This is a genomic window from Neisseriaceae bacterium CLB008 (genome assembly GCA_041228285.1).
Lineage (GTDB): Bacteria > Pseudomonadota > Gammaproteobacteria > Burkholderiales > Neisseriaceae > JAGNPU01.
In genome coordinates, this window is the sequence record CP166133.1 from 187,606 (window position 1) to 208,832 (window position 21,227).

16 protein-coding genes and 1 pseudogene are annotated in these 21,227 nt (G+C 52.3%); 6 read left to right on the plus strand and 11 right to left on the minus strand.

The genetic code is table 11. The features are described from left to right. Nucleotides 1-27 precede the first annotated feature (27 nt). The 9 genes and pseudogenes from AB8Q18_00820 to ccoN form a co-directional block, all read right to left on the minus strand. Nucleotides 28-1,206 (minus strand): LD-carboxypeptidase, encoded by a 1,179-nt coding sequence (locus AB8Q18_00820; GenBank protein ID XDZ52880.1) that lies wholly within the window; start codon nucleotides 1,204-1,206, stop codon nucleotides 28-30. Nucleotides 1,207-1,232: 26 nt separating this feature from the next. Next, the gene (locus tag AB8Q18_00825; GenBank protein XDZ51626.1) at nucleotides 1,233-1,649 is read right to left on the minus strand and encodes an HIT family protein; all 417 of its coding nucleotides are present in this window, start codon (nucleotides 1,647-1,649) and stop codon (nucleotides 1,233-1,235) included. Between the two features lie 294 nt (nucleotides 1,650-1,943). Further along, nucleotides 1,944-4,229 (minus strand): NADP-dependent malic enzyme, encoded by a 2,286-nt coding sequence (locus AB8Q18_00830; GenBank protein XDZ51627.1) that lies wholly within the window; start codon nucleotides 4,227-4,229, stop codon nucleotides 1,944-1,946. A 144-nt stretch (nucleotides 4,230-4,373) separates the two neighbouring features. Then, a complete protein-coding gene (locus AB8Q18_00835) occupies nucleotides 4,374-4,928 on the minus strand; it encodes a FixH family protein (protein XDZ51628.1) in 555 nt (184 codons plus the stop codon). A gap of 5 nt (nucleotides 4,929-4,933) precedes the next feature. Then, entirely contained in the window at nucleotides 4,934-6,358 is a 1,425-nt protein-coding gene (gene ccoG, locus AB8Q18_00840; protein XDZ51629.1) for a cytochrome c oxidase accessory protein CcoG, read from the minus strand. 501 nt (nucleotides 6,359-6,859) lie between these two features. Beyond that, nucleotides 6,860-7,762, minus strand: a pseudogene (gene ccoP / locus AB8Q18_00845) (cytochrome-c oxidase, cbb3-type subunit III). A gap of 2 nt (nucleotides 7,763-7,764) precedes the next feature. Then, nucleotides 7,765-7,971, minus strand: a complete 207-nt coding sequence (locus AB8Q18_00850) for a cbb3-type cytochrome oxidase subunit 3 (protein XDZ51630.1) — start codon at nucleotides 7,969-7,971, stop codon at nucleotides 7,765-7,767. 5 nt (nucleotides 7,972-7,976) lie between these two features. Next, complete coding sequence (gene ccoO / locus AB8Q18_00855) at nucleotides 7,977-8,588, minus strand: cytochrome-c oxidase, cbb3-type subunit II (GenBank protein XDZ51631.1); 612 nt, start codon at nucleotides 8,586-8,588, stop codon at nucleotides 7,977-7,979. 15 nt (nucleotides 8,589-8,603) lie between these two features. Then, nucleotides 8,604-10,037 carry a cytochrome-c oxidase, cbb3-type subunit I gene (gene ccoN, locus AB8Q18_00860; GenBank protein XDZ51632.1) on the minus strand — a complete coding sequence of 478 codons (1,434 nt, stop codon included), beginning with the start codon at nucleotides 10,035-10,037 and terminating at the stop codon, nucleotides 8,604-8,606. Nucleotides 10,038-10,387: 350 nt separating this feature from the next. Between ccoN and AB8Q18_00865 the strand changes: the two genes are divergently transcribed. The 5 genes from AB8Q18_00865 to AB8Q18_00885 all read left to right on the plus strand — a co-directional run bounded on the left by AB8Q18_00865 (nucleotide 10,388) and on the right by AB8Q18_00885 (nucleotide 17,385). Further along, nucleotides 10,388-12,181: a M61 family metallopeptidase gene (locus AB8Q18_00865; protein XDZ51633.1), complete on the plus strand. Its 1,794-nt coding sequence runs from the start codon at nucleotides 10,388-10,390 to the stop codon at nucleotides 12,179-12,181. Between the two features lie 54 nt (nucleotides 12,182-12,235). Next, nucleotides 12,236-12,946, plus strand: coding sequence for a glucosamine-6-phosphate deaminase (locus tag AB8Q18_00870; GenBank protein XDZ51634.1), 711 nt, complete (start codon nucleotides 12,236-12,238; stop codon nucleotides 12,944-12,946). A 67-nt stretch (nucleotides 12,947-13,013) separates the two neighbouring features. Beyond that, nucleotides 13,014-15,665: an aminopeptidase N gene (pepN, locus tag AB8Q18_00875; protein ID XDZ51635.1), complete on the plus strand. Its 2,652-nt coding sequence runs from the start codon at nucleotides 13,014-13,016 to the stop codon at nucleotides 15,663-15,665. Nucleotides 15,666-15,761: 96 nt separating this feature from the next. After that, nucleotides 15,762-16,625 (plus strand): YoaK family protein, encoded by an 864-nt coding sequence (locus tag AB8Q18_00880; protein XDZ51636.1) that lies wholly within the window; start codon nucleotides 15,762-15,764, stop codon nucleotides 16,623-16,625. A gap of 142 nt (nucleotides 16,626-16,767) precedes the next feature. Beyond that, nucleotides 16,768-17,385 (plus strand): peroxiredoxin, encoded by a 618-nt coding sequence (locus AB8Q18_00885; GenBank protein ID XDZ51637.1) that lies wholly within the window; start codon nucleotides 16,768-16,770, stop codon nucleotides 17,383-17,385. A 63-nt stretch (nucleotides 17,386-17,448) separates the two neighbouring features. Here the strand turns inward: AB8Q18_00885 and AB8Q18_00890 are convergent, their stop codons facing one another. Beyond that, nucleotides 17,449-18,672, minus strand: a complete 1,224-nt coding sequence (locus tag AB8Q18_00890; protein ID XDZ51638.1) for a YihY family inner membrane protein — start codon at nucleotides 18,670-18,672, stop codon at nucleotides 17,449-17,451. Nucleotides 18,673-18,758: 86 nt separating this feature from the next. Here AB8Q18_00890 and wrbA point away from each other — a divergent pair, with 86 nt between their 5' ends. Beyond that, complete coding sequence (gene wrbA, locus AB8Q18_00895; protein ID XDZ51639.1) at nucleotides 18,759-19,346, plus strand: NAD(P)H:quinone oxidoreductase; 588 nt, start codon at nucleotides 18,759-18,761, stop codon at nucleotides 19,344-19,346. 76 nt (nucleotides 19,347-19,422) lie between these two features. On the opposite strand, the gene AB8Q18_00900 is transcribed toward wrbA, so the two are convergent. Then, nucleotides 19,423-21,225 (minus strand): M24 family metallopeptidase, encoded by a 1,803-nt coding sequence (locus tag AB8Q18_00900; GenBank protein ID XDZ52881.1) that lies wholly within the window; start codon nucleotides 21,223-21,225, stop codon nucleotides 19,423-19,425. Nucleotides 21,226-21,227 lie beyond the last annotated feature (2 nt).

Below are 21,227 nucleotides of genomic sequence, written 5' to 3' on the forward strand. Positions count from 1 at the left end.
ACCCGGCGAAGCAAGGCAGGACTTAAATTATAGCCCATCCTCTGACATTAAGCCATTTTCACCACCAAACATCTCCAAGACATTGACCTCCGGTGGAGGGGGTAAGAGTGCGGCTAAATTCAAAGCCTTAGCGTCTAGTCTGGGCATGTTTTTGTCATTGAATACCACTTGGTAGCCGCTACCAAAGTCGCGAACTTGAACGCGGGCGCCTAAGGGGAAGGTGGCTTTATTGCGCACGTGGCCAAAGGGGAAACCGGTGAGTACAGGCGTTTTGGTGAGCTTGCTGATGTATTCGGCGACGGTGCTGAGGGTGTAGCTGCTGTCGTAGGTGTCGACGATTTTACCCATATTGAAATCGCCTAAAATAATGGCGCTTTGGTTCTTTAAGGCACCCGACAGGTGTAAGGTTTGCAGCATGCGCTCAATACGGTAAGGCTGTTCGCTGGTGTCTTCTAAAAATAAAATGCCGCCCGGTACATTGGGCATGTATTCGGTGCCGGCAAGAGAGGCCAAAACGCTGAGGTTGCCGCCCCAAAGAATGCCTTCTGTGCGTACGCTTTGGGCCTGAATGCGCGGTACGTCAATGGTGAAGCTGGCTTCGGTGGTGCCGGTGATGAAGCCTTCCATCGCTGGTATGCTGAGGTTGCTGGAGCCGAAATCGCTGTAGGCCATGGGGCCGGCGAAGCTCATGTACTGGCCTTTGGCAAATAAGGCCACCTGTAGGGCGGTCACGTCGCTGTAGCCAATGAATAAGGTATCTTGTTCGCGCAGCTTATCGGCCAGTTTGGCAAAGTCGATGTGGGGCAGGAGGCGAATGGCACCATAGCCGCCACGCGCCGCCATGAGGCAGTCAGGCGCTTTTACGCGGCCAGAGGCAATGTCTTGCAGGTCAGCAATGCGTTGGGCATCTGTACCCGCAAAGCGTTGGTAGCGGCGATACAGGCTGCTTTGATTGCTTAGGTTAAAGCCTGCCTGAGTCAATAGGGTCAGGGCGCGCTGCGATTGCGCTTCGGTGGTCATGAAGCCTGAGGGGGCAATCAGGCGCATAGAGGCGCCGGCCACATTAGGTCGAGGCCGTGGGTGCTTGCCCGGCGACGTGGGCTTAACGCTTGGCTGCTGGGGGCTGGTACAGGCTTGTAAGATGCCGGCGCCGGCGATGGCAGACGACACTTTTAAAAACTGACGGCGTGGGGAGTTAAAAGTCATCATGGGCAAGGCTGCTTTCTGTAGGGTTAATGGGGCTGATCAAGCTCAGACAGGGCCAGGCGCATTTGGTTTGGCCAGTCGCTGGGTAAGTGAACGGCGTTGCTGCGTTTGGCAGGCGCCCAGATGGCGTCGGGGAAGCAGGCATCGTCGGCAAAGCGGGCGATGACGTGCCAGTGTAAATGAGGCACCATATTGCCAAAGCTGGCGAGGTTAATTTTATCGGGATTTAAAATGGTCCGCATGGCTTGCTCGGTGGCCCAAACCCAGTGCATGAGCGTGTGTCGTTCGGCAGGGGTGAGGTCGGTCATTTCTTTTTGGTGGGCTTGCCAGATGACGCGGCAAAAGCCAGGGGCGTGAGCGTCGTCGGTGACGGCAATGATGCGCACGTCGTCATTTTGAAGCAGAACCTGCTCATTTTCTGGCTGGCACAGGGGGCAAGACATGGTTTTCCTTGGTATTTTAAATAAAGATCATCATAACGTGCTTTGTGGGCGGTTGCCAACTTTAGCGTGGTGGCTTGGGGCGCTATTGTGTAGGGTGGTGCAAAGCGCAGCGTGCCCACCGTTCTTAACGTGTCCTTCTGCCCACATTGAAAACCCGCGTGGGTCACGACCCACCCTACGCTTAAGGGGTTACGTTTTAGTCGTAAAAAAAGAATAGCGAACGATATGATAAACCATGGTTTAATCACCCACAAAAAAAGCCCACCAAAAGGTGGGCTTTTACGCGAATCGTGATTACTTAGCGTCTACTTCACGTTGTGCTTCCACAGCGGCCAAGGCCACCATGTTGATGATGCGACGAACAGAAGAAATAGGCGTCAAGATGTGAACCGGTTTGTTCATCCCCATCAAGATTGGGCCGATGGTCACGCCGTCAGCGGCAGAAACACGCAACAGGTTGTAGCTGATGTTGGCGGCTTCTACGTTAGGCATCACCAATAGGTTGGCGGCGCCTTTAAGCGTGGTATCGGGCAATACTTGAGTGCGGAAGGTTTCGATCAAGGCAGCATCACCTTGCATTTCACCGTCGATTTCCAATTCAGGCTGAGCCGCTTGGATCAGGCCTAAAGCATCTTGCATGCGACGAGAGGTGTCGTTTTGGATAGAGCCGAAGTTTGAGTTCGACAACAAAGCCACCTTCGGCGTCACGCCAAAGCGATTCATGGTTTCTGAGGCCATGCGAGTGATCGAGGCCAACTGTTGTGCGGTTGGCTGTTCGTTCACGTAGGTGTCGGCGATGAAGATGTTGCCGCTAGGCAAGATCAAGGCATTCATGGCAGCCGCTGTTTTTTCAGGGTTGTCGTAGCCCAATACTTCTTCAACGATGCTGAAGTGCTGTTGGTAGGTGCCAAACGTGCCGCAGATCATGCCGTCGGCGTCGCCGCGACGAACCATGATGGCGCCGATCAACGAGGTATTGCCGATCAACTTACGACGGGCCATCTCAGGAGAGACGCCGTTGCGCTTGCTGATTTCGTAGTAATCTTCCCAATAGTCGCGGTAGCGAGGATCGTCTTGGTTGTTCACCAGTTCGAAATCCACGCCGGCGGTTAGGCGTAGGCCTAATTTTTGGATGCGTTTTTCGATGACGCTTGGGCGACCAATCAAAACAGGATAAGCAATGCCTTGCAACACGATTTGTTGGGTGGCGTGCAGCACGCGTTCGTCTTCACCCTCACACATCACGATGCGTTTTAGGTCTTTTTTGGCTTGTGACATCACCGGTTTCATGAACAATTTAGATTTGTACACGAATTGTGATAGGCGCTCAACGTAGGCGTCCATGTCTTCAATCGGGCGAGTGGCCACGCCTGAATCCATAGCGGCTTGTGCCACGGCCGGTGCGATTTGCACGATTAGGCGTGGGTCGAATGGTTTTGGAATCAGGTATTTAGGACCGAATTCAGCCGTTTCGTTGCCGTAGGCGTCTGCTACTTCGTCGTTTTGTTCCGCCAAGGCTAGGTCGGCAATGGCTTTCACGCAGGCCAGCTTCATTTCTTCGTTAATGGTGGTGGCGCCAACGTCTAGGGCACCACGGAAGATGAAGGGGAAGCACAATACGTTGTTGACCTGGTTCGGGAAGTCAGAGCGGCCAGTGCCGATGATCACGTCAGGGCGGGTTTCTAGTGCCAATGGTGGCCAAATTTCTGGCTCTGGGTTGGCTAGGGCAAACACCAATGGGTTGGCGGCCATGGTCAACAGCATTTCTGGCTTCAATAGGTTGGCGCCAGATAAGCCTAGGAAAATGTCACAATCAACTACGCTGTCGGCTAGGTTACGTTTGCCGTTGTCGGCGATGGCGTAGCGTTTTTTGCTTTCGTCCATGCGGTCGTCACGGTTTTCGTAAATCACGCCTTTAGAGTCGCATACGGTGATGTTGGCGCGGTTCATGCCCAAGGCAACCAATAGGTCTAGACAAGCGATGGCGGCAGCGCCAGCGCCTGAACACACTAATTTAACTTGGTCGATTTTCTTGTCGACCACGCGCAGGCCGTTCATAACGGCGGCAGCGGCAATAATGGCGGTGCCGTGTTGGTCGTCGTGGAATACCGGAATATTGGCACGTTCGCGCAGTTTCTTCTCAATATAGAAACACTCAGGGGCCTTGAAGTCTTCCAAGTTGATGCCGCCAAAAGTAGGCTCTAAAGAAGCAATGATGTCGACCAGTTTATCTGGGTCGGTTTCGTTGATTTCGATGTCAAATACGTCAATGCCGGCGAATTTTTTGAACAATACGCCTTTGCCTTCCATCACTGGCTTACTGGCTAAGGCGCCGATGTTGCCTAGGCCTAAAACAGCGGTGCCGTTAGAAATCACCGCCACTAAGTTGCCACGAGCAGTGTATTTGTAAGAGTTTAGCGGGTCTTCTTGAATGGCCAAGCAGGGTGCGGCCACGCCTGGAGAGTAGGCTAGCGATAAATCATATTGAGTAGCCAATGGCTTGGTTGGGGCCACTTGGATCTTGCCTGGATTTGGGAACTCATGGAAGTTGAGAGCGGCTTCTTTGATTAATTCATCCATTTGGTTTGGAACTCCGTTGTAGTTAATTCGCCATGGTGGTTATTTGGCGCTGCGCAAATCGTCAAATAACAAAAGTGACCCCTATTATACGGATTTCAGCGCAATATAAAATAGGGATCACTGCTTTAACTGGCGTAAAAAAGCTTAAGGTTGCTGTTTTGTGTTTTCTTGTACTTTAGCAAGCAAGGGTGAGAGCTCAACCGTTGACCCTTGAGAGGTGAGCCATTTGCCTTGGATGCGCCATTCAGAATCGGCGTCATCAATACGAACATACCACGTTTTAGAGGCTGGTAACGCTTTTAGTTCAGCTTCGTATAGATTTTTATTGACGGCGTTAGGCGTCAGTTTAATCACCTGATCGTATTCTTGCAAAGTAGGGTGCATCAAATGTAAGGATAACTCGTCGGTTGAGTCAAACGTGCCGTTCATGAAGATGCGTGCCGTGGTGCCGTCTGGGCTAAACATCACGGTGGCGTCCACCTTGTTGGCTAAGGCCAATTGATCACGTTCCAATTGAAGGTTGATGTTTTTGCCTTCTTTGTAATAGTCATCGGTAACCAATGAGTCGGCCGTGGTGGCGGCAATGTAATAGGTGATAAAGCCTGCGATCAGAACAATGACGGGTCCTATGGCTAAGTAGTAAGGCCAAGGTTCTTTGTACCAAGGTTTCGAGCTCATGGGTAACAAGGTGGTTTTCATGGGGTTTACTCTCCGATGAAGTTAGACTTCTCAGTTAAGGTTTCTAAAGGCTTGCTGTCTGGCGTTGCGTCTGCGGCACCATATACCCGGAAATGGAACTTGATCGGGTGGCTACCTTTACCTGCATATTCAGGAATGGTGGCCACTTGTACCGATTTCTCGATGGTTTGACCCGCAGGCAGCAGCAAGGGTTCAGGCAGGCCTGTAATGGCGATGTCGGGGAAGCCTTCTACTTCTGCCACCAGATACTGAGGAGTGTCCTTAGTGTTGATGATGTGCAGCATATAGGCGTTTTCCAACCAGCCTTGTTTGTTTTCACGCACCATGACGCCACGGTCTTTGATGATGTCAACGCGCACCGTTGGGCGCATGAATAGGCCCACAACTAAAGCAATCATGATCCCGAATAGAATGGCGCCATAGCCAGACACGCGCGGACGCCATAGGCGTTTCACAATCTGTGACTCTGGGTATTCTTTTTCTAGTGCGGCTTCGGTGGTGTAGCGAATCAGGCCGCGTGGCAATTCAATTTTGTCCATGACTTCATCACAGGCATCAATACAGGCCGCGCAACCAATACATTCGTATTGTAAGCCTTCTCGGATGTCAATGCCAACCGGACAAACCTGAACGCATAAAGTACAGTCGATGCAATCGCCTTTAGGGGAAGCTGCGCCTTCGGCCTGTTTTTTCTTACCGCGCGGTTCGCCGCGGGCTTCGTCGTAGGAAATCACTAAAGTGTCGCGGTCAAACATGGCGCTTTGGAAACGGGCGTATGGACACATGTATTTACACACTTGCTCGCGCATCATGTGGCCAAATAAATAGGTCATGAAGCCATAAAAAGCAAGGGTAAACCATTCGCCGCCGACCAAGTTGAAGCTGATGAGGTCGCTCAGCGCTTCACGAATCGGGGTGAACCAGCCAAGGAAGGTAAAGCCGGTCCAGAAACACACCAGGAAAATCACCAGGTATTTAGGTGCTTTAATGCGAATTTTGTGGAAGCCCCAAGGTTCTTTGTCTAGCTTGAGGCGCTTGTTGCGGTCGCCTTCAAAGAAGTGGTCAATCCAGGTCATGATTTCGGTGTAGACGGTTTGAGGGCAAGCATAACCACACCAGAGTCGGCCAGCGATGGTGGTCCACCAGAAGAGGCCGAAGGCACAGATCATAAGCAGGCCGGCCAAGAAGATGAAGTCTTGCGGCCACAAAACGATGCCGAAGATGTAAAACTTACGCTCGGCAATGTGCCAAAGCATGGCTTGGCGGCCATTCCAGTTTAGCCAAGGCACCACGTAGAAGAATATTTGGGTGACGATGATGGCAATAATGCGCCAATTGGCGAAGCGCCCTTTGGCCCGTTTGGGGTGTATCCGTTTTGCCGACTGATAAAGCTCAATAACCTGTTCGTCAGGTTGTTGCTGTTTTGACATGTCGAATCCTTGTGGTTTACTTTCCTAGTTCCAGTAAAAACCGAAATAATTACCGGATGTTTTTTGTTATATGATGTTTTTGGGTGTAACTAACACTACAATTTTAACAAAGTTTACGCCTAACTGCATCTGTTGTGGTGCTTTAAACCGTTTTAGTTCCAACAGGAATGACTAAAACGGATGAATTGTCGTCAAAATAGGCGAAGACCATAATGGCTTTATGGTGTAGTGAGGGCGTCAGCCCTTTTTTCTATCTTTTACCGCGCAGATTGAGTGTGAGTGGCCAAAAAAAAGGGCGCTTTTGCGATATTGTTGCCAATGTCAGATTTGGCCCCGGTTGGCGCAGATTTTGTCTTGAGGCTTGGAGGAGATTGTTGTTTTTTGGTGGGAGGAGGGGCTGAAAAGACACATTAAGCGCCCATAAAAAAACTGCCCTCTGAAACGAGGGCAGTTTGGGTCAGCGTATGCGCCTTATTTAGCGGCTGCTTCAGTTTTAGGGTTGTTTGAGAAACCCCATACATAGGCAGTCATAATGTGCAGTTTGCTTTCGTCCAAGAAGTTGCTCCAAGCCGGCATTTGGCTGGTGCGACCATTGGTAATGGTTTCGATGATGCTCTTCTCGGTACCGCCCCATAGCCAGATGTCGTCGGTTAGGTTCGGGCCTAGGCCTTGAATGCCTTTACCGTCGGTGCCGTGACAGGTGGTGCAGCTAGCTGGTGGGCTAGTGAACACGACTTGACCACGTTTGGCGCGGTTTTCGTCGTGGGCTTTGCCAGATAGAGACATCACGTAGTGAGCAGCGTCTTTAACTTTTTCTTCACCCAATACAGCGCCCCAAGGTGCCATCACGCCCAAACGGCCGTTGGCGATGGTTTCCTTGATTTGGTCAGGTTCGCCACCCCATAGCCAGTCGTGGTCGGTTAGGTTCGGGAACCCACGTTGACCTTTGGCGTCAGAGCCGTGACATTGGATACAGTAAGTGTTGAACAAGTTTTGACCAATGGTACGTGCTTGAGGGTCGGCGGCTACTTCGGCTACGCTCATTTTGGCAAACTTGTCGTATAAAGGTTGGAACTCTTTTTCAGCGGCGGCTACTTCAGCCTCTAACTGGTTGGTACTGGTCCAGTTTAAAGTGCCTTTGTAGTTACCCATACCAGGATAAAGCACCAAGTATACGGCGCCGAAAATCATGGTGATGATGAAGAGCCAGAACCACCAGCGGGGTAGGGGGTTGTTGTATTCTGCAATCCCGTCCCATTCATGCCCAGTTGTTTTGACTTCTTCGCCTTTTTTGACCGTCACTTTGTTCTGTGAGAACAAAAGCCAGATCAAGCCGATAAAGCTCAGTACAACAATGACGATTACGTAGTAATGCCAAAAGTCGTTTGTGAAATCTGCATTCATTATTATTTTACTCCATCATTGCGATCAGTAGTGGTAGACGTGTTCTTAAGGCCGTCTTCATGGGGTAGATCATCATCGTCAATCAACGCTTGGCTTACTTGGTCGTAGCGCTTCTTGGATTTGCGGCCATACACCACAAATAACACGATGAGGAAAATACCCAAGCACATCAATGTGTACAGAATGCGTCCAGTGTTTACGTCAGCCATAAAGGTTACCTTACGTTTTTCAATGCGAGGCCAAGGCCTTGCAAGTAAGCGATCAACGCATCTAGTTCAGAGTAGCCTTCCACGTCAGCCTTCGCTTGAGCGATTTCTTCGTCGGTGTAAGGGGTACCCAAAGTGCGCAATGTTTTCATGTGGCTGGTCACGTCGTCGCCGTCAACCGCCGCTTTAGCCAACCATGGGAATGCAGGCATATTTGATTCAGGAACCACGTCACGAGGGTTAAGCAAGTGAATGCGGTGCCATTCGTCAGAGTAACGGCCGCCTACACGGGCTAGGTCAGGACCAGTACGTTTAGAACCCCATTGGAATGGGTGATCGTATACAGACTCACCGCCAACAGAGTAGTGGCCGTAACGTTCGGTTTCGGCTCTAAACGGACGAATCATTTGTGAGTGACAGTTGTAGCAACCTTCACGCACATAGATGTCACGACCAGCGACCTGAATCGCCGTGTAAGGCTTTACGCCTGGAGCAGGTTCAGTTGCGGTTTTGGAGAACATTTGTGGGATCACTTCAATGAACAAGCCAATGCTGATCACCAAAAACGTAAAGATAATCAAAACAACAACGTTTTCTTCCGCGAGTTTTTGTAGCTTCATTTTGTCGCCTACCTATTAATGTTGAGTTTGTGATACGGCAGGGATTTTCGCATCGTAAGGTTTGCCGCCAATAACGGTACGGTAAGTGTTGTATGCCATGATAATCATACCGATTAGGTACATTAGGCCACCCACAAAGCGAATCACGTAGAACGGCATGCTGGCTTTAACTGACTCTACAAACGAGTAGGCAAGCGTGCCATCGATGTTTAGCGAGCGCCACATTAGGCCTTGCATCACGCCAGAAATCCACATAGAAGAGATGTATAAAACAATCCCGATGGTGGCGATCCAGAAGTGCGCTTCAATCAATTTGGTGCTGTGCATGCTGTCGCGGCCAAATAGACGTGGTAGCAAGTAGTAGATCGAACCGATGGTGATGAAGCCAACCCAGCCTAAGGCACCAGAGTGAACGTGACCAATGGTCCAGTCGGTGTAGTGGCTCAAGGCGTTGACGGTTTTGATCGACATCATTGGGCCTTCGAAGGTAGACATACCGTAGAAAGACAATGACACCACCAAGAATTTTAACACCGGATCGGTACGTAGCTTATGCCAAGCGCCAGACAAGGTCATGATGCCGTTAATCATACCGCCCCAGCTTGGTGCGAATAGGATCAAAGAGAAGACCATGCCGATAGACTGAGTCCAGTCAGGTAAGGCGGTGTAGTGTAGGTGGTGAGGACCAGCCCACATATAGGTAAAGATCAGGGCCCAGAAGTGAACCACTGACAAACGGTAAGAGTAAACTGGACGACCAGCTTGTTTAGGTACGAAGTAGTACATCATACCCAAGAAGGCTGCGGTCAAGAAGAAGCCCACGGCGTTATGGCCGTACCACCACTGAACCATGGCATCAACGGCGCCAGAGTAAACGTGGTAAGACTTCATGCCACCTGCAGGAAGACCCAAGTTGTTCACGATGTGCAGCAAGGCAACCGCTAAAATGTAGGCACCGTAGAACCAGTTGGCTACGTAGATGTGCTTGATTTTACGTTTGGCGATGGTGCCAAAGAACACGATGGCGTAAACCACCCAAACCACAGCAATTAAAATGTCGATTGGCCATTCTAATTCTGCATACTCTTTACCTTGGGTGTAGCCCATAGGTAGGGTAATGACGGCAGCCACGATGACTGCTTGCCAACCCCAGAAGGTAAATGCGGCTAGTTTGTCGCTGATTAGGCGCACGTTACACGTACGTTGCACGACGTAATAAGAAGTGGCGAACAGGCCACAACCGCCAAAGGCGAAAATTACAGCGTTGGTATGCAATGGGCGTAAACGACCAAAGTGGAACCATGGGCCGACGTTAGAGAGGTCAAGAGCAGGCCAAAATAGCTGCGCTGCAATGATTACCCCAACCAACATGCCGACAATGCCCCAAACTACGGTCATAATGGCAAATTGCCTTACGACTTTGTAGTTATAAGTGGTTTGCGTTTCCATGTGTGGATCTCCGAGTTTAACAAATGGTAGTAGTAAGTAAATCGTTCCAAAGGCTTCACCATAGCGGGCACAAACCAGCTATGGTATATACTTCTGGAAATATGTGGTGCGTTGTGACGGTTTGTCCACGCACAACTTGTCAGTCATTTTAAATCAAATTAGCTAGTCAGACTAGTTTTTCCCAGTATTCTAACAGATTAATGGCGGGCCAAGCGTTGTATCGTCGACCGACCCGTTTGGCCTAGGGTAGTAAAATAGTCACTTTGTTGCGTTGATGAATGTCAATCGCACTAAAGTTGAGGTCGGTAAACATTAGATAAATGAAGGTTTTAACAGGAAAAGGCAGACTTGTGCTGCGAACGGAGGGTGTGATGGTTGATTATGGCGTGCGTTTTTTGAGTACCGAGGCTCATCTTTACGAGGTGTCCATGGTGGTGCCGCTGGCTGCGGCGGGTGAGTTGACGTTGCGTATGCCGGCCTGGGTGCCGGGCAGCTATATGATCCGAGATTTCTCACGACACATCGTGACGATGGTGGCTGAGCAGGGCGGTGCGCCGCTGCCGCTGACATCGATCGACAAGCATACTTGGCGTTTAAAGGCGCCTAAGGCTGAGGCGGTCACCGTGACGTATCAAGTGTATGCCTTTGACGTGTCGGTGCGCGGCGCATTTTTAGATCAGCAGCGGGGCTTTTTTGACGGTGCGGCGTTGTTCTTAAGCTGGGTAGGGCAAGAAGCTCAGCCCTGTCGACTCAGCATCAGCCTGCCGGAGAACCTGCGTGAGCAAGGCTGGCAGGTGGCCACGGCACTGCCGGCGCTTGAGGGTAAAGAACATGTCTTTTCGGCGCGTGACTATGCCCATCTGATCGACTGTCCGGTGGAGATGGGCGTGCTGACGCGGCTGCCGTTTGAGGCCGAAGGCATCGCCCATGAGATTGTTCTGAGCGGTGCACATCAGGGTGATTTGGCGCGTTTGGTGAATGATGTGGCCAAAATTTGCGCCAGCCAGATTCGCTTTTTTAAGGGCCGCACGCCGTTTGAACGCTATGTGTTTTTATTACACGTGGGCCAAGACATTTATGGCGGCCTAGAGCACACCGATTCAACCGCGCTGCTGGCCGATAGACTGTGTTTGCCTAGCCGCGCTCAGAAGGGGCTAAGCGATGATTATGTGCTGCTCTTAGGCCTATTTAGTCATGAATATTTTCATGCCTGGAATGTTAAGTCGATTAAGCCTGCCGCGTTTGATCCCTACGACTTAACCCAAGAGGTGTATACCGAGCAATTGTGGGCGTTTGAGGGCATTACATCATATTACGACGACCTATTTTTACTGCGCTCAGGAGTGATCACTGAGACGGCTTATTTAGACTTGGTGGCGAAAAACCTGACTCGAGTTGAGCGCGGCTCGGGCCGAACCAAACAGACCTTAGCTGAGTCTAGCTTGAGCGCTTGGCATAAATATTATAAGCAAAATGAAAACAGCCCCAACGCCATTGTCAGCTATTATCAAAAGGGCGCCTTGATGGCTCTGGGCCTGGATTTGTTGATTCGACTGCGTAGCCAAAATCAATATGCCTTAGATGACGTCATGCGCGCCCTCTATGCGGACTATGAGGCCAATGGCCGCGGCATCAGCGAGGCCGATTGGCAAAAAATGGCGATGAAGGTTACAGGATTGGATTTATCTGACTATTTTGCGCGTGCGCTCTACGGTACCGATGATTTGCCCCTATCTGAACTACTGGCCCAACATTCGGTGTCGTTGACCTGGCACGCCACGGCGGAACAGGAGCGCGGCGGCTATGTGGCGCAGCTGCCGGTGGCGCAGGCGGCAATCGTTTTCGGGGCTAAATATGTGCAAAATAATGAGGGCATTACCCTGACACAGGTGTACGATGGCGGCTCAGCGCAAAGCGCAGGACTGTCGGTACATGATAGAATCATTGCCATCAACGGCTTTCAAGCCACCGACTTTGCCCGTCAATGGGCCAATTTACGCGTGGGCGATGAGGTCAATATGCATTTCTTCCGCGCCGGCGTGCTGCAGCAGACGACGGTGACGGCGCTGGCGGCGGCGAAAAACACCGCCTATTTACAAATGGTCGCCCAAGACTGTGGCCAATGGCTGCGTGAACGGGCGTGAGTTAACTAGGTAATGGGCCGCAAGGCGGCCTGAGCAAAAGAAAACAGGTGATCAGTGGGCAGTAACATCAAAATCAAAACCGTGGCCACACCGGCGGCGGGCGCAGTAGACGTCGTTAATACAATTCAACAAGGCTTACGCAATCAGACCTTACGCACCATTGGTTTGGCCACCGGCGGGACGATGTTGCCCATTTACGAACGCCTAAGGGCCAGTGGCGGCGATTTCTCAGGCGTGACCAGCTTTAATCTGGATGAATACGTAGGCTTGGCGGCGGATGATGTTCATAGTTACGCCCACTTTATGCGCACCGAGCTATTTGATGCCGTGGGTTTCAAAAGCAATCATTTGCCCAACGGCATGGCGGCTGATCTAGAGGCTGAATGCACGCGCTATGAAGCCTTGTTGCAAGACGCAGGCTTAGACTTACAGCTATTGGGCGTGGGCGAAAACGGCCATATTGCCTTTAATGAGCCAGGCACGCCGTTTGAGTCGCTGACCCACGTGGCCGAATTAACGGCTTCGACCTTGGCCGTAAACCAACGTTTTTTTGCTCCAGATGTGGCCGTGCCCACGCGCGCGCTGACCATGGGCATTCAGTCTATTTTATCGGCCAAAAAGATCATTTTGGTGGCCTTTGGCGAGCGTAAACGCGCCGCCATGACGCATTTGCTGCAGGGCGATGTGAATCCTGAATGGCCGATCACCAAGCTTTGGCATCATGCTGATGTGGAAGTGATTACCGATTTAACCTTCCCTGATTAAGGGTTGCCGCTAGAAGCATCAGCCATCAGTTAAGACCAATAAACCGACACCAAGTAAAGGATGGGCCATGAGCACAACCACCCAAGTACAGTATTTAAAAGATTATCAAGCACCAGAGTTTGTCGTAAACCAAATTGATTTACATTTTGACGTGCATGACGACCACACCGAAGTGCGCAACCGCATGGTTTTAACGCCCTGCGTGACGCCTGCTGCCACACGCTGCGTCTTGCATGGAACGGCTGACTTGGTGATGCTGTGCGTGGATGGCGCCGTACAAGGCGCTGCCGACTACGAGGTGTCGGGCGAGACGCTGACCCTATTAAACGTCCCTGCCGACACGTTTGTGCTGGAAGTGGTGACCAAGGTCTTGCCGCAGACCAATAAAAGCTTGATGGGCCTGTATCAGTCTAATCATAATCTCTACACCCAGTGTGAGCCTGAAGGCTTTCGTAAGATCACCTATTATTTTGACCGCCCTGACGTGATGAGTAAATTCACCACCACCATTGTGGCAGACAAGCAAAAATATCCGGTGCTGCTGTCCAACGGTAATAAGATTGGCTCAGGTCTGGCGGATAAAAAACGCCATTGGGTAAAATGGCGCGACCCTTACCGTAAGCCTAGCTATTTATTTGCTCTGGTGGCGGGTAATCTCACCCTAACCGCCGATGAATTCATCACTAAGTCGGGCAAAAAAGTAGCCATTGAATTTTACACCGACAGCGCCGACGCCAGTAAAACCGCGTTTGCGATCGAGTCGTTGAAGAACGCCATGCGTTGGGACGAAACCCGCTTCGGCCTGGAATACGATTTAGACATTTACATGGTGGTTGCCGTGGGCGACTTCAATATGGGCGCCATGGAAAACAAAGGCCTCAACGTTTTTAACACCAAATACGTCTTGGCCACGCCCGAAACCGCGACCGACAGTGATTTCGACGGCATCGAAAGCGTGATTGGGCATGAGTATTTCCATAATTACACCGGTAACCGCGTCACCTGTCGCGACTGGTTCCAGCTGTCGCTTAAAGAAGGCTTGACGGTGTTCCGTGAGCAAGAGTTTGCCGCTGACCGCGCCAGCCGTGCCGTGCGCCGCATCGAAAACGTCAATGTGTTGCGTGCCCTTCAGTTTCCTGAAGACGCGGGCCCAACCGCGCATCCGATTCGGCCTGAGTCGTATGTAGAAATGAACAACTTCTACACCATGACGGTGTACGAAAAAGGCGGTGAAGTGGTGCGCATGCTGCATACTTTGCTGGGTGAGGAAGGCTTTCAAAAAGGCATGAAGCTGTATTTTGAACGCCACGATGGTGAAGCCGTCACCTGCGATGACTTTTTAGCTGCTATGGCCGACGCCAACGGCCGCGACTTTAGTCAGTTTGCGCTGTGGTATGCGCAAGCCGGCACGCCTCGAGTATCGGTTCAGATGGACTACGATGCCGCACAAAAGCGCGTAACCTTGCGCATGCAGCAAAACATCCCCGATACGCCTGGCCAAACCGATAAACAACCGATGATGATTCCTGTGCGCATGGGCCTTTTGGGCCAAGATGGCCAAGCTCTGAGCTTTAATATTGGGGATGAGGCGACGGCAGTGGCAGAGGCCGTGCTGGTGTTGACCGAGGCAGAACAAAGCTTTGTGCTACACGATGTGGCTGAGTTGCCGGTGCCGTCGCTTTTACGCGGGTTTAGTGCGCCGGTACAGTTAAGCTATGACTACAGTGCGGCCGATCTGGCTTTATTGATGGCCCACGACAGCGACACGTTCGCTCGCTGGGAGGCAGCGCAAACCAGCTATCGCCAAGCGATTGGCGCCCATTATGCCGCGCTGCGCTCGGGGGCAGTCTTGCCGGCACACGCCGAATTGATTGCCAATATCAAGATTATCTTAGCCCAAACCGATTTGGACTGTGCTTATAAGGCCTTGCTGTTGACCTTGCCGAATGAGAATGAGCTGCTTGAGGCCTATGTCGACGTTGATCCTGTGGCCTTGGTGAGCGCGAAGCAAGCCTTGCAAAAAGCCATAGCCCAAGCCTGTGTGCAGGAGTTTACCGAGCTACGTGGCTGGGTGAAGGCCATCGAGGCCAATAGTGACCAGCCCAATCCTTACGCCTACCATCCAGAGCTGGCCAGCGCCCGCCGCTTATTAGACGTTTGCCGCAGCATGATGGTGGCCGCTAATGAAGAAGCGGTGAAGTATTTCGCTGGCCACGCTGAACGTTTGGTGAAAAACATGACCCACCAAATGGGTCTATTGCGGGCGGTGAACGACAGTGAATACCCAGAGCGTTTTAAGCTTTTGGATCAATTCGTGGCGCGCTTTAAGGATGATGCTCTGGTGATGGATAAATACTTCAGCTTGATCGGCAGCTCTTTGGGCGAAGGCACGCTGAGCCATGTTGAGGCGGCTTTAAGTCATCCACAGTTTAGCTTGGAAAACCCGAATAAGGCACGTGCGCTCTTGGGCAGCTTTGCCCGTAATATGAAGCATTTTCACGCGGCTGACGGTTCGGGCTACGCTTTTGTGGCACAAAAAGTCATGGAAGTTGATGCCTTTAACCCACAGGTGGCGGCGCGTTTGGTCCAGGCCTTTAACGTGATGAATAAGCTGACGGCGGATCGCCAACGCTTGATGCGTGAACAATTAAACGCCATCATGGCGGTGCCAACCTTGTCTAAAGATGTGACGGAGCTGGTGGGCAAGATTTTAAATTAACCGCTGTGGTGAGGATGAACCCGTAACGTGAACCGCAAAGAACGCAAACGCCGAGCTCGGATTAAGAATTTTCGACCCTATAGCTATGACCCGACCATGTGGCATAGCCGGCTGCCTTATGCCCAAACCGCTAGCGCATCTTTTCGGGGCTTTCGAATGTTGGGCTATGTGATGGCTTTTTTAGCCGGCGCGATTAACTCTGGCGGTTTTTTTGCGGTGGCGCGTTACACCTCACATATGTCGGGCGAAATCGCGCGCATGGCCGACATGCTGGTCATCGGTGAAATGCGCCTGGCGCTCAGCTCCTTTATCTTTTTGCTGTGCTTCATCGGCGGCGCCATGCACGCCAACTGGTTGATCATTTGGGGTAAGCGCAACCGCTTTCGCGCCAGCTATGGCCTGCCCATCTGGATTGAGGCCTGTTACTTGCTGGTGTTTGGCCTGTTGGGGGCGGCGCTGTCGCGGTTTAGCGTGTCGTTTTTTACTCCGCCGACCATCATGATTTTGTGTTTCATCATGGGCATGCACAATACGGTGATGACGGTTTTGTCTAACGGCGTGCTGCGCAGCACCCACATGACAGGTTTTGCCACCGACATCGGCATTGAGCTGTCTAAAGCGCTGTATCGTCAGCGTGATCCGCGGGCCAAAGAGCTTAATATCAACCCGGATCGATCCAAGATTTTATTGTTCAGTGGCCTGCTGCTGAGCTTTTTCTTGGGTGGCGTCGTGGGGGCCTATGGCTTTCATGGCCTTGGGTTTCAGTTCACCTTGCCGGTGGCGTTTGTGTTGATGATATTGGGCATTCGGCCGATTTGGCATGACGTTAAGCTGCGCTATCGGCTGTGGTTGCGCCTGCGTCGTCGTGCCCGGCGGCATGCTGAGTCGGCTCAGGCGCGTGCGCAAGAGGCGGCTGAAAATGAGGTCGAAGACGAAGCCGGCTCACCGCCTCAGCCTTAGGGTATTGTTTAATCTTATGGCCGCAATCTTTAGATTTAATTGGACACTGCGGCTGCTTTGACATATAAATAGTTTCTTGAGTTTGATTCGCCAGAAAGACTCGACGAAGAGTCTTTTAATATTCTATTTTAGGAGGTTTATAATGGCCGTATTAGTTGGTAAACACGCCCCTTTCTTTCACGATTCTGACAAAACATTTAACGCTGTAAAAGGCGACGGTGCCGTTGTTGGTGATTTTAACTTCAAAAAAGAAACCTCTGGCAAATATGCCGTGGTGTTCTTCTACCCACTAGACTTCACCTTTGTGTGCCCTTCTGAGATCATCGCTTTTGATCACCGTTTGGAAGAGTTCAAAAAACGCAATGTTGAAGTGATTTCTGTGTCTATCGACAGCCACTTCACTCACGCTGCTTGGCGCAACACTGCCGTGAATGACGGCGGCATTGGCCCTGTTGGCTTCTCTATGGTTGCCGACTTACACCAAGAATTGGTTAAAGCCTACGACGTACAAAGCGACGACGCGATTGCGTTCCGCGGTTCGTTCTTGATCGACAAAGACGGTGTGGTACAGCACCAAGTAGTTAACAATGGTCCTTTGGGCCGTAACGTTGACGAAATGTTGCGCATGGTTGACGCCCTTCAGTTTACTGAAGAGCACGGTGAAGTTTGCCCAGCCGGCTGGAACAAAGGCGACAAAGGCATGAAACCTAACGCTGAAGGCGTGGCTTCTTACCTAGCTGCTGAAGCCAGCAAACTATAATTAGTTTGATGGTCACGTAAAAAACCCTGCGCTTGGCGCAGGGTTTTTTTGTGGCCGTTGGGTTTAAGCCAGCTTGGCCTGGGTTTGCTGCACAAATTCAGCCAGCGATAGCTTCAAGGTGTTGAGCCCAGGCGCCATTAAGTCGTGCAGGCTTTGCAGCCAAAGGTCGTGATCGTCGTCGCTGATGCAGTAGACAAACGATTCGAAAATGTCGGCCAAAATAATGTGCTCGGGGGCAATCTTGAGTACCCAGCCGTCGGCACCGTCTTGAATGATGCCCATTTTGCCCAGACGAACCAATAAATCACCCAATTCGTCGTAGCCCATGGCGACCTCATCGCGAAAATCTTGGGTTTTGAGGGCGGTGCCGGTTTGCTGTGCGTCGTACAGGTGGATTAACACCTTAATGATGTCATCGAAGCGACCGCGACGCCGACCGCGGCGTCGGAAGGTTTCACCGCGCCAATACGATAAAGACGCGGTGAGTACTGCGCCTGACAGCAGCACATACCACAAACACAAAATCCACAGCAAAAAGACCGGAATAGCGGCAAAGGCGCCGTAGATGATCTGGTAGCTGTTGAAGTTGGCCACGTAAAAGCCAAAGCCGCGGCGGGTGATCTCCAAAGCAACGGCAGTAAAAAGGGCACCAATCAGCGCATGGCGGCTGGGTACGTAGCGGTAGGGCACAAAGCGGAAGATGGCCCATAAAATCAAGGTGGCCAAGAAAATCGAGCCAGAAATGCGGATGACGGCGGCGAGGCTAGGATAGAGTAGTGGAAAGTTGGTGAAGCGGAACAGCCACGACCACACGCTGAGGCCACCGCCGATTAACAAGGGGCCTAGGGTCAGAATGGTCCAATAAATCAGCACGCGCCAGACTAAGGGGCGCTCTTGCTTGGCCTGCCAGATTTGATTAAAGGTACGCTCAACGGTATTGATCAATAACACCGCAGAAATGCCCAGCGCCACGATGCCGATGGCGGTGAGGTTGCCGGCCTTGCCGATGAAGTCGTTCATATAGGTACTGATCACTTCGCTGCTGGAGGGCATCAGCGTAGAGGTAATCATGTTTTGGAACTGGCTGGAAATGTCTGAAAACACTGGAAACGCCGAGATCACAATAAAAGTGATGGTGATAAACGGCACTAGCGCCAGCAAGGTGGTAAATGTTAAGCTTGCTGCGACCTGATTAAGCTGTGCGTCGCCAATACGGCGTAATAAAAAGAAGAAAAAAGCCACTGGCTTTGCCTGCCAAATAGACAGGTGCTTGATTTTTAGTTGCATAGGCGGTCCCATAGTGTTTGCTTATTTTAACTGAAAACAGCCATCGAACATATGATTCATACATGACATGCTGAAAGAAGGGCTCAATGAAAATTTTAATTTTGTTTTACAGTCAACATGGTAGCACGCAGAATCTGGCGCGCCAAATCGCCAAAGGGGTTGAAAGTGTGGCGGGTTGCGAAGCAGTGTTGCGCACCGTACCCAAAGTGTCCACCGTGTGTGAAGCCGTGGCGTCTGACATCCCTGACAGCGGTGCGCCCTATGTGACCTTAGAAGACGTACAAACTTGCGCCGGCTTAGCTTTGGGTAGCCCTACCCGATTTGGCAATATGGCCGCCTCCATGAAGTATTTCTTAGACGGCACCAGTGGCCTTTGGTTAAGCGGCGCACTGGTGGGCAAGCCCGCTTGCGTGTTCACCTCGACCAATACCCAGCACGGTGGCCAAGAGAGCACCTTGCTGACCATGATGGTGCCCTTGTTGCATCACGGCATGGTGTTGATGGGCGTGCCCTTTAGCGAAACGGCCCTCGCCGAAACCACCACCGGCGGTGGCCCTTATGGTGCTTCCCACGTTTCTGGTGCCGCCAATACCGCCCAGCTCAGCGCTCATGAGTTGACCATTGCGTTCGTTCAAGGTCAGCGTTTGGCCGAGCTGGCGTTGAAGCTGGCTTAGTCAGCCGCAGACCAGCTGCCGAAAAAAAGCCCTGTACCGTGGACGGTGCAGGGCTTTTGAACGTTTAGCCTAAGGCTTAAATGGCTTCGGTGCGCTTGAGCAACCAGGCCAAGGCCGCACCTTCAAGCATGGGCTGTAGGGTGCCGCGTGCCTGAGCGTGGTAGTCGTTGAGCCATGCGCGTTCGCTGCTGGTTAGGAGGCTTAAATCAATGCAGCGCACGTCGATGGGGCACAGCGTCAGGGTTTCAAATTCGAGGTAGTCACCGAATTCGGTTTCTTCAGGCTGGGCCACCACCACGTTGGCGACCAAGTTCTCAATCCGAATGCCCCAGCGTTCTGGGCGATACAAACCAGGCTCGATCGAGGTGATCATGCCGGCGCGCATGGCCGTTTTAGGATGGCAAGGCGCATGGTAAGACAAGACTTGCGGGCCTTCATGGACGTTGACGAAATAGCCAACGCCGTGGCCTGTACCGTGGCCATAGTCGCGTTGAGCCGCCCACAGCGGCGCACGGGCAATGGCGTCCAGTAGCGGCGACATGATGCCTTCAGGGAAGGCGGCTTGGGCTAAGGCGATGTGGGCCTTCAGCACCAGTGCACAGTCGCGCATTTGGGCGGCGCTGGGTGTACCGATCGGCACCATGCGGGTGATGTCGGTGGTGCCGTTTTGGTATTGGCCGCCAGAGTCGATCAAGAGCAGGCCATCGCCTTTGATGGCGACATCGCTTTCGGGCGTGGCGCGGTAATGAGGTAGGGCACCGTGAGCGTTAAAGCCCGCGATGGTGGCAAAGCTGGGCGAAACATAGAGTGGGCGCGCCGAACGGGCTTTGATTAAAGCCTCGTCGATGTCGCATTCGGTAACGGTGTCGCCCGCGTCTAAGGCGGCTTCTAGCCAAGCAAAAAAGTGGCACAAGGCCGCGCCGTCTTCGGCCATGGCGGTGCGAATGTGGCCAATGTCAGCGGCGCTTTTTTTGGATTTGGCATAGGTGCTGGGATTGATCGCCTCAATCAGCGTTGCCGTACTCGGTAGGCTTTGCAGCGTATTGATGGCCACTTTGCTGGGGTCGATCAACACGGCGCTGGCTGGGTCGCGGCTGGCTAGATAAGTGCCGACCTCGGCGTAGTCAGCCACGCTGATGCCGGCTTCATTTAAAGCCTGTTCGGCGTCGGCATTGAGCTTGCCGGGGGCAACGAATAAGGTGGCCTCGCTGGCTTCAACCCAAAGATGGGCCAAGAACACAGGGTTGTAGGACACATCGCTGCCGCGCAAATTGGTGAGCCAGGCGATGTCGTCTAGCGACGAAACCAAATGGCCTGAGGCGTGGGCAGCGCTGATTTGGCTGCGTAGCCACGCCAATTTATCGCGGCTGGTTTGGGACACAAATTGAGCCGCGTGTGGATAAATCGGTTCCGTGGGCAGGCTGGGGCGGTTCGGCCACACGTCGTTTAATAAGTCATGCTCTGGATGCAGGCTGATGTTTTTGGCGGCACAGGCTTGCTGTAGGCGCTGGGCTTCTGTGCGTGCGAGCACGTGGCCATCAACGCCGATGCGGGCGCCTGGTGCCAGTTCGGTAGCCAACCAAGTGACGTGGTCGGGCTGATTAGGCGCGCCCAGTTTTTGTAGGCGAATGCCGCTGCCGGCCAGCTGTTCTTCGGCCTGCGCCCAGTAGCGGCTGTCGGCCCAGAGGCCAGCGTCGGTAGCGGTCACGACCAGGGTGCCCACAGAGCCGCTGAAACCCGATAGCCATTGGCGGCTTTGCCAATAGGCCGGGAGGTATTCTGATAAATGTGGGTCGGCCGAGGGCGCGAGCCAAGCATCGAGGTGGTTTTTTGCCATGGCGGCACGTAAGGCGGCCAAACGTTCAGGAATGGTGTCCATAT

What these genes read in the sequence shown, in the direction of transcription:
- AB8Q18_00820 (XDZ52880.1), bottom strand. Translation starts at nt 1,206, where the DNA reads ATGACTTTTAACTCCCCACGCCGTCAGTTTTTAAAAGTGTCGTCTGCC.
- AB8Q18_00825 (XDZ51626.1), bottom strand. Translation starts at nt 1,649, where the DNA reads ATGTCTTGCCCCCTGTGCCAGCCAGAAAATGAGCAGGTTCTGCTTCAA.
- AB8Q18_00830 (XDZ51627.1), bottom strand. Translation starts at nt 4,229, where the DNA reads ATGGATGAATTAATCAAAGAAGCCGCTCTCAACTTCCATGAGTTCCCA.
- AB8Q18_00835 (XDZ51628.1), bottom strand. Translation starts at nt 4,928, where the DNA reads ATGAAAACCACCTTGTTACCCATGAGCTCGAAACCTTGGTACAAAGAA.
- ccoG (XDZ51629.1), bottom strand. Translation starts at nt 6,358, where the DNA reads ATGTCAAAACAGCAACAACCTGACGAACAGGTTATTGAGCTTTATCAG.
- AB8Q18_00850 (XDZ51630.1), bottom strand. Translation starts at nt 7,971, where the DNA reads ATGGCTGACGTAAACACTGGACGCATTCTGTACACATTGATGTGCTTG.
- ccoO (XDZ51631.1), bottom strand. Translation starts at nt 8,588, where the DNA reads ATGAAGCTACAAAAACTCGCGGAAGAAAACGTTGTTGTTTTGATTATC.
- ccoN (XDZ51632.1), bottom strand. Translation starts at nt 10,037, where the DNA reads ATGGAAACGCAAACCACTTATAACTACAAAGTCGTAAGGCAATTTGCC.
- pepN (XDZ51635.1), top strand. Translation starts at nt 13,014, where the DNA reads ATGAGCACAACCACCCAAGTACAGTATTTAAAAGATTATCAAGCACCA.
- AB8Q18_00880 (XDZ51636.1), top strand. Translation starts at nt 15,762, where the DNA reads ATGTGGCATAGCCGGCTGCCTTATGCCCAAACCGCTAGCGCATCTTTT.
- AB8Q18_00885 (XDZ51637.1), top strand. Translation starts at nt 16,768, where the DNA reads ATGGCCGTATTAGTTGGTAAACACGCCCCTTTCTTTCACGATTCTGAC.
- AB8Q18_00890 (XDZ51638.1), bottom strand. Translation starts at nt 18,672, where the DNA reads ATGCAACTAAAAATCAAGCACCTGTCTATTTGGCAGGCAAAGCCAGTG.
- wrbA (XDZ51639.1), top strand. Translation starts at nt 18,759, where the DNA reads ATGAAAATTTTAATTTTGTTTTACAGTCAACATGGTAGCACGCAGAAT.
- AB8Q18_00900 (XDZ52881.1), bottom strand. Translation starts at nt 21,225, where the DNA reads ATGGACACCATTCCTGAACGTTTGGCCGCCTTACGTGCCGCCATGGCA.